This is a genomic window from Solilutibacter silvestris (assembly GCF_050574925.1).
GTDB classification, from domain to species: domain Bacteria; phylum Pseudomonadota; class Gammaproteobacteria; order Xanthomonadales; family Xanthomonadaceae; genus Solilutibacter; species Solilutibacter silvestris_A.
The window spans coordinates 582,631-590,734 of the sequence record NZ_JBCMOO010000003.1 but is presented as its reverse complement, the minus strand read 5'-3'; the positions used below and the strand labels follow the sequence as shown (position 1 = coordinate 590,734).

At 66.4% G+C, this 8,104-nt stretch carries 7 protein-coding genes; 6 read left to right on the top strand and 1 reads right to left on the bottom strand.

Features of this window, described 5'->3' with window-relative positions:
* The coding region (gene recN, locus ABE093_RS09455; protein WP_430760618.1) for a DNA repair protein RecN at positions 1-1,724 on the bottom strand (1,724 nt) is incomplete at its 3' end.
* Positions 1,725-1,805: 81 nt separating this feature from the next.
* On the opposite strand from recN, the gene hrcA reads away from it, so the two are divergent.
* From hrcA to dapB, 6 genes are all read left to right on the top strand, one after another.
* Positions 1,806-2,864 (top strand): heat-inducible transcriptional repressor HrcA, encoded by a 1,059-nt coding sequence (gene hrcA / locus ABE093_RS09450; RefSeq protein WP_430760617.1) that lies wholly within the window; start codon positions 1,806-1,808, stop codon positions 2,862-2,864.
* A 133-nt stretch (positions 2,865-2,997) separates the two neighbouring features.
* Positions 2,998-3,528, top strand: a complete 531-nt coding sequence (gene grpE, locus ABE093_RS09445; protein WP_430760616.1) for a nucleotide exchange factor GrpE — start codon at positions 2,998-3,000, stop codon at positions 3,526-3,528.
* 113 nt (positions 3,529-3,641) lie between these two features.
* On the top strand, positions 3,642-5,576 hold the full coding sequence (gene dnaK / locus ABE093_RS09440; protein WP_430760615.1) for a molecular chaperone DnaK: 1,935 nt from the start codon (positions 3,642-3,644) through the stop codon (positions 5,574-5,576).
* A gap of 74 nt (positions 5,577-5,650) precedes the next feature.
* Complete coding sequence (locus ABE093_RS09435; protein WP_430760614.1) at positions 5,651-6,250, top strand: TMEM175 family protein; 600 nt, start codon at positions 5,651-5,653, stop codon at positions 6,248-6,250.
* Positions 6,247-7,374 carry a molecular chaperone DnaJ gene (gene dnaJ, locus ABE093_RS09430; RefSeq protein ID WP_430760613.1) on the top strand — a complete coding sequence of 376 codons (1,128 nt, stop codon included), beginning with the start codon at positions 6,247-6,249 and terminating at the stop codon, positions 7,372-7,374. The genes ABE093_RS09435 and dnaJ overlap by 4 nt, the downstream gene beginning before the upstream one ends.
* Positions 7,371-8,087: a 4-hydroxy-tetrahydrodipicolinate reductase gene (gene dapB / locus ABE093_RS09425; RefSeq protein WP_430760612.1), complete on the top strand. Its 717-nt coding sequence runs from the start codon at positions 7,371-7,373 to the stop codon at positions 8,085-8,087. The genes dnaJ and dapB overlap by 4 nt, the downstream gene beginning before the upstream one ends.
* Positions 8,088-8,104 lie beyond the last annotated feature (17 nt).

Here is an 8,104-nt window from a genome sequence, read left to right as displayed (position 1 = left end):
GCTGGGTCTGTCGCGCTGTGGAGATCGTTTGTGCTTGAACCCCGCGATCCATCCTTCGCCGCTTCTTCCAGCGGTTTGCGCGCGTCCCCCCCCGCTTCCTTGCTGACCGTCGCGCCGCCGAGCAGGCGCGCGAGTTCCTCGGTACGGCCTTGTGCGTCCAGCGTGTCCAGCGCGCTCTGGGTGATGCCGGAATCCGCGGACTTGCTGACGCGGTAGTGCTGGTGGCCGTGCGCCGCGACTTGCGGCAGATGCGTCACGCACATCACCTGGCAGCGCTTGCCGAGCTGGCGCAGGAGGCGCCCGACCACCGCCGCGACCGGGCCGCTGATGCCGCTGTCCACTTCGTCGAACACCATCGTCGGCACGCCGTCGCCGTCGAGTGCGGCAACCTCGATCGCCAGGGCAATGCGCGAGAGCTCGCCGCCCGACGCGACCTTGCGCAGCGCACGCGGCGGCTGGTCTGGATTGGCGGTGACGAGGAATTCCACGCGCTCGGCGCCATGCGGGTCTGGCGCGTTCCCGGGCTGCGCTTCGAGGTCGATCTTCAGCAGGCCGCCGGCCATGCCGAGTTCGCCCATCAGGCGACTGACTTCATCGCCGAGCGATTTTGCAGTCGCCTGTCGTGCCTTGGTCAAGGTGGTGGCGGCCTGTCGCCAGCCGGTTTCGGCCTCCGCCATCTCGCGGTCGAGCGTTTCCAGGCGCTGGTCGGCGTGTTCCAGACCGGCCAGTTCGTCGCGGATGCGTTCGCGCACGCCCGCAAGCGCCTCGGGAGCGACGCGGTGCTTGCGACCGAGATCGTGCAGGCGCGCGAGCTGGCGATCGAGTTGCTCGAAGGCGGCGGGATCGAGTTGGCTGTCCTCGCGGATGCGGTCGAGCAGGGCGGCGGCTTCGTCGAGCTGGATTCCGGCGGCATCGAGCATCGCGTCGACGTCGGCGAGGCGCGGTTCGTCGCCGATCACCCGTGCCAGGGCGCTGCGCGCGCCGTGGACTTGCGCCAGCGCGCCTTCTGCTTCGTCATCCCCCAATACACGGCTGCTGGCCGCGCTGGTGGCTTCCAGCAAGGCGGCGCTGTTGGCGTAGCGGCGATGGCGGGTCGCGAGATCGGCGACGGCTTCCGGTTCGAGCGGATCGCGCTCGAGTTCCTGCAACTGGTGCTGGAGCAGGGCGACGCGATCGGCGACATCGCCGCGTGCGGTCAGTTGTTCGCGTTCGCGCTGGAGTTTGCGCCAGGCGCCGGCGGTATTCGCGACATTCGCCAGCGCGGCGTCGTGCTTGCCGACGTTGTCGAGCAGGGCGAGTTGCGCCGGCTTCGACAACAGTGACTGATGGGCGTGCTGGCCGTGAATCTCGACCAGCAATCCGGCGAGTTCGGTCAATTGCGCCAACGTCACCGCGCGGCCGTTGATCCACGCCCGCGATCCGCCGTCGGCGCGCAGCACGCGACGCAGCAGGCAGGCGTCGCCATCGTCCAGTTCCTGTTCGTGCAGCCACGCCCGCGCGGCGGCGGCATCGCCGACGACGAATTCGGCTTGGAGTTCTGCGCGCTCGCTGCCGTGGCGCACCATCGTGGCATCGGCGCGTTCGCCGGACAGGAAGCCCAGCGCATCCACCAGCAGGGATTTGCCGGCGCCGGTTTCGCCGGAAATGACGGTCATTCCAGCCCCGAATTCGAGCTCGGTGGCGGTGATGACGGCGAAGTCGCGGATGGTCAGGCGCTGCAGCATGGCGTCGATTCTAGGGGCAGTCGTCGCATTCGCCGAGACTGGACGGTTGCAAGCGCGGCCTGCTGCCCCTAAATAGTCGGCATGGCACTCCCCGGATCCGACGATCTCAACCCGCGTGCGCGGCATCTGCTGCGGACGCTGATCGGTCGCTATATCCGCGATGGCGAGCCGATCGGTTCGCAGACGCTCGCGCGCTGCGCCGGACTCGATGTCAGTTCCGCCACCATCCGCAACATCCTCGGCGACCTCGAGGACCTTGGCCTGCTGGCATCGCCGCACACCTCCGCCGGCCGGGTGCCGACTGCGCAGGGCTACCGGGTTTTCGTCGATTCATTGCTGCAGGTCGAGCCGCTGGGCGATGGCGAATTGCGCCGCCTGCGCGAAGAGTTGCTGCCCGGCAACGCCGGTACCCGCCAGTTGCTCGGTAATGCCGGCGAGCTGCTCTCGGCCATGAGCCATTTCGTCGGCGTGGTCAGTGCGCCGCAGCGGGCCAGCGTGCCGTTCCGGCGGATCGAATTCGTCGGCCTAGGTGGCGACGAGGTGCTCGCGATCCTGGTCTTCAGCGACAACGAGGTGCAGAACCGGGTGGTGCGCACCGGCAAGGTGTTCGATCCGGGCGAACTCGAGCGCGTCGCCAATTATCTGAACGCGCATTTCGCCGGATTGCCGATCTCCCAGGTCAAGCGCCAGTTGCTGGGCGAATTGCGCGCTGCCCGCGACGAGCTGCACCTGCTGATGTCGCAGGCGCTGGAACTGGCCGAGCTCAGTTTCGACGAGCGCGGCGGGGAGTCCGAGCTGGTGATGGCCGGCCAGACCCGGCTGATGGGCGTGCAGGAACTGGCCGATGTCGGCCGTCTGCGCGACCTGTTCGAAACCTTCGGGCGCAAGCGCGACATGCTGCAACTGCTAGACCGCACCCTCCACGCCGAGGGCGTGCGCATCTTCATCGGCGAGGAAACCGGGCTGGCGCCGATGGGCGACGACATGGCCCTGGTCGCCGCGCCCTATGGCAGTGCGGGTCGGGTGCTGGGCGTGCTCGGAGTGATCGGGCCGCGACGCATGGCCTACGACCAGGTGATCCCGCTGGTGCAGGCGACCGCCGGTTTGCTTGGCGAGGCGATGGGGCCGGATCGCGGTTGATTTGCGCGGATCCGGGCCGATGTCGAGCCAATTTTGCCGATCGGGAACCGATCAGCGGCGATCGCCCTTGAATTCGTTGCGCTCTGCCGCATGTCGTTCACAATGATCGACCCCAAGGACGCGCTGCGCTGACATGAGCACGGAAACCCCGAATCCCGAAGACCTCCAGGACGGCCTCTCGCCGGAACAGGTGGCAGAGAACAATGCCTCGACCGAGGACCGCATCGAGGCCCTGAAGGGCGAACTGGAACAGCTGCGTGCGCAATCGCTGGTCGAACGCGCCGACCTCGAGAACCAGCGCAAGCGCATGGCCCGCGATGTCGACAACGCCCGCCGCTTCGCCAACGAGAAATTGCTGGCCGACCTGCTGCCGGTGTTCGACAGCATGGAAGCGGGGCTGGCGGCTGCCGCTGCCGACGATCCGCTGCGCGCCGGACTCGAACTCACCCTCAAGCAGCTGCATTCGGTGGCCGAGCGCAACGGCCTGGTCGAGGTCGCGCCCAAGCCGGGCGACGCCTTCAATCCCGAACACCACAACGCGGTGAGCCAGCAGCCGGCGCCGGGCATCGCCCCGGGCGGCATCGTCCTGACCTTCCAGAAGGGCTATCTGCTCAACGACCGCCTGCTGCGCCCGGCAATGGTCGTGGTTGCCCCGCACGACTGACGTTTCGGCAACGATTGTCCCGATTTCGACTTGAAAGGATCGGGGCAGGCCTTATCTAACACGTATCGACGGCGCGTCCGTCCCAAATATTCGAATCGAAAGAGACAACGACCATGGCAAAGATCATCGGCATCGACCTCGGCACCACCAATTCCTGCGTCGCCATCATGGAAGGCGGCAAGGCCCGCGTCATCGAGAACAGCGAAGGCGACCGCACCACGCCCTCCATCGTCGCGTGGACCAAGGACGGCGAAGTCCTGGTCGGCGCCGCCGCCAAGCGCCAGGCGGTGACCAATCCCAAGAACACCTTCTTCGCGGTGAAGCGCCTGATCGGCCGCAAGTTCACCGACGCCGAGGTCAAGAAGGACCTTGACCTGGTGCCGTACGCCATCGTCGAGCACAGCAACGGCGACGCCTGGGTGGCGCTGGCCGATGGCAAGACCATGGCCCCGCAGGAAGTCTCGGCCAAGGTGCTGGAGAAGATGAAGAAGACCGCCGAAGCCTTCCTCGGTGAGACGGTCACCGAAGCCGTGATCACGGTTCCGGCCTACTTCAACGACAGCCAGCGCCAGGCGACCAAGGACGCCGGCCGCATCGCCGGTCTCGACGTCAAGCGCATCATCAACGAACCGACCGCGGCCGCGCTGGCCTACGGCCTCGACAAGAACGACACCAAGGACCGCAAGATCGCCGTGTACGACCTCGGCGGCGGCACCTTCGACGTCTCGATCATCGAAATCGCCAACATCGACGGCGAGAAGCAGTTCGAAGTGCTGGCCACCAACGGCGACACCTTCCTTGGTGGCGAAGACTTCGACAAGCGCGTCATCGATTACCTCGTCGAGGAATTCCAGAAGTCCGACGGCATCGACCTGCGCAAGGATCCGCTGGCCCTGCAGCGCCTGAAGGACGCGGCCGAGCGCGCCAAGATCGAGTTGTCGTCCGCGCAGCAGACCGACGTCAACCTGCCGTACGTCACCGCCGACGCCTCGGGCCCGAAGCACCTCAACATCAAGCTCACCCGCGCGAAGCTGGAAGCTTTGGTCGATGACCTGATCAAGAAGACCATCGAGCCGTGCCGCACCGCGCTGAACGACGCCGGCCTCAAGGCCAGCGACATCGGCGAGGTGATCCTGGTCGGCGGCCAGACCCGCATGCCGAAAGTGCAGCAGGCGGTGGCCGAGTTCTTCGGCAAGGAACCGCGCAAGGACGTCAACCCGGACGAAGCGGTCGCCATCGGTGCCGCGATCCAGGGCGGCGTGCTGGCCGGCGACGTCAAGGACGTGCTGCTGCTCGACGTCACTCCGCTGAGCCTCGGCATCGAGACGCTGGGTGGCGTGATGACCAAGATCATCGAGAAGAACACCACGATCCCGACCAAGGCCTCGCAGACGTTCTCGACCGCTGATGACAACCAGGCCGCCGTGACCGTGCACGTGCTGCAGGGCGAGCGCGAACAGGCCCGCTACAACAAGTCGCTGGCGCGCTTCGACCTCAGCGGCATTGATCCCGCGCCGCGCGGCATGCCGCAGATCGAGGTCAGCTTCGACATCGACGCCAACGGCATCCTCCACGTCAACGCCAAGGACAAGAAGACCGGCAAGGAACAGCGCGTGGAGATCAAGGCGGGTTCCGGCCTGTCGGAAGAAGAAATCCAGCGCATGGTCCAGGACGCCGAAGCCAATCGCGAAGAGGACAAGAAGTTCCACGAGCTGATCGAGGCGCGCAACAAGGCCGATTCGCTGGTGCACGCCACGCGTTCGGCGATCAAGGAGCACGGCGACAAGTTGCCGGGTGACGCCATCGGTCGCGCCGAAGCCGCGATCGCCGATGTCGAGTCGGCGATGAAGGGCGACGACAAGGGCCAGATCGAGGCCAAGTCGAAGGCGCTGGAAGAGGTCGCGCAGTCGCTGTTCGCGGCCGCCAACGCCGGGCACGCGCCGGGTCAGGACGCGGGCGGTGCACAGGCCGGCGGGCATGCCGCCGGTGGCGACGACGTGGTCGACGCCGAGTTCACCGAGGTCAAGGACGACGGCCACAAGGGCTGATCATCGACCGACCATCACTCACCGGACGGACGCTTCCACTTGGGGCGTCCGTTGCGGTATCCGGGGATCGAGAAATGGGAAAGGGCAGGCTCGAGGCGTTCAGTGACGGCGTGATGGCCGTGATCATCACGATCATGGTGCTGGAACTGAAGACGCCGCACGAACCGACGCTGCAAGCCTTGCTGGCGAACCTGCCGGTGTTCCTGAGTTATGCGCTCAGCTTCGTCTACGTCGGCATCTACTGGAACAACCACCACCACATGCTGCATGCCGTGCAGAAGGTCAACGGCCGGGTGATGTGGACCAACCTGTTCTTCCTGTTCTGGCTGTCGCTGTTCCCGTTCGTCACCAGCTGGGTCAACGAAACCCATCCATTCCCGGCACCAGTACCGACCGCACTGTATGGCGTGGTGCTGCTGATGGCGGCGCTGTCGTGGATTCCGCTGGGACGCGCGCTGATCGCCTGCAACGGCGGCCATGAAGGCACGCTCGGGCGCGCGCTGGGTGGCGAACATGGCGCGTGGAAGGAGAAAATCTCCCCGGTCCTGTACGTAGCCGGCATCGGCCTGTCCTTCGTGGCGCCGATCGCCTCCTGCATCCTCTACACGGTGGTGGCGATCCTGTGGTTCGTCCCCGACCGTCGCATCGAACATCAACTGAAGCAGCACGAATGAGCAAGCGGGACTACTACGAAATTCTTGGCGTCGAACGCGGTGCGGACGACGAGACCCTGAAGAAGGCCTATCGCCGTTGCGCGATGAAGCATCACCCGGACCGCAATCCGGGGGACAAGCAGGCCGAAGCCGTCTTCAAGGAATGCAAGGAAGCCTATGAGGTCCTGTCCGATCCGCAGCGCCGGCGCGCCTACGACCAGCACGGCCACGCCGCGTTCGAACACGGCATGGGCGGTGGCGGCGGTGGTGGTCCGCAGTTCCATGACGTCGGCGACATCTTCGGCGACATCTTCGGCAACATCTTCGGTGGTGGCGGGCAGCGCGGTCCGCGTCGTGGCGCCGACATCGGCTACGCGATGGAGCTCGATCTCGAGGACGCGGTGAGTGGCGTGGACCAGCGCATCACCCTGCCGATGCTCGAGGAATGCGAGAAATGCCACGGCAGCGGTTCGACCGACGGCAAGCTCGAAACCTGCGGCACCTGCCAGGGCCACGGACAGATCCGCATGCAGCGCGGCATCTTCTCGATGCAGCAGGCGTGTCCGGAATGCCATGGGCGCGGCCAGGTGATCGTCAGTCCGTGTCCGGCCTGCCACGGCAATGGCCGCGTGCATGGCGAACGCACGCTCGACGTCAAGGTGCCTGCGGGCGTCGACAATGGCGATCGCATCCGCCTGTCGGGCGAGGGCGAAGCCGGTCCCGCCGGCGCGCCGCCGGGCGATCTCTATGTCGAGATCCATGTCCGCGAACATGCGATCTTCCAGCGTGACGGCGACGACCTGCATTGCGAAGTGCCGATCCGCATCACGCAGGCCGCGCTCGGCGATACCGTGCGCGTGCCGACGCTGAAGGGCGAAGCGGAAATCCGCGTTCCCGCCGAGACGCAAAGCGGCAAGGTGTTCCGCCTGCGCGGCAAGGGCGTGAAGTCGGTGCGCAGCCGCAGCGAAGGCGATCTCTATTGCCGCGCGGTGGTCGAGACGCCGGTGAACCTGACCGCCGAGCAGCGCGAATTGCTGGAGAAATTCGAAGCGACCTTCGTCGGCGAGGGCGCGCGCAAGCACTCGCCCAAGCACAGCACCTTCATGGACGGCGTCAAGGGTTTCTGGGATCGTATGGTGTCATGAGCAATCCGACACGACGCCTGCTGATCCACGGAGCCAACGGCCGCATGGGCCGGGCGGTGCGGCGCATCGCCGCGACCGATGCGCGTTTCGAGATCGTCGGCATCGTGTCGCGGGCGACGCCCGAAACGCGCGTGGTCGATGGAATCCCGTTCTTCGCGGCCAGTGAACTTCCCGCAGTTCCCGAATTCGATGTCGCGATCGATTTCAGCCTGCCGGAAGCCTTCGACGGCATCCTCGGCGAATGCGTGAAGCGCGGCGCCGCGCTGGTGTCGGGTACGACCGGGATCGATGACGCGCAACGTGCGGCGCTGGAATCGGCATCAAGCAAGATCCCGCTGGTGTGGGCGTCGAACTTCAGCCTCGGCGTGGCCTTGCTGCATCAACTGGTGGAAACCGCCGCGGCACGCCTGCCGGGCTGGGACTGCGACATCGTCGAATCGCACCACGTCCACAAGAAGGATGCGCCTTCGGGCACGGCGCTCACGCTGGGCGCGGCGGCGGAAGCCTCGGGCGCCAAGCCGCATTACGCCAGCCTGCGCGCCGGCGACATCGTCGGCGAACACCTGGTGCAGTTCACCGGGCAAGGCGAGCGCATCGAACTGATCCATCGCGCCACGGATCGCGACATCTTCGCGCGCGGCGCCGTACACGCTGCGGCATGGCTGCAGGGCAAGCCGGCAGGGCGCTACAAGGTCGGCGATACCCTCGGCTGAGAAGATCCGTGGCAACC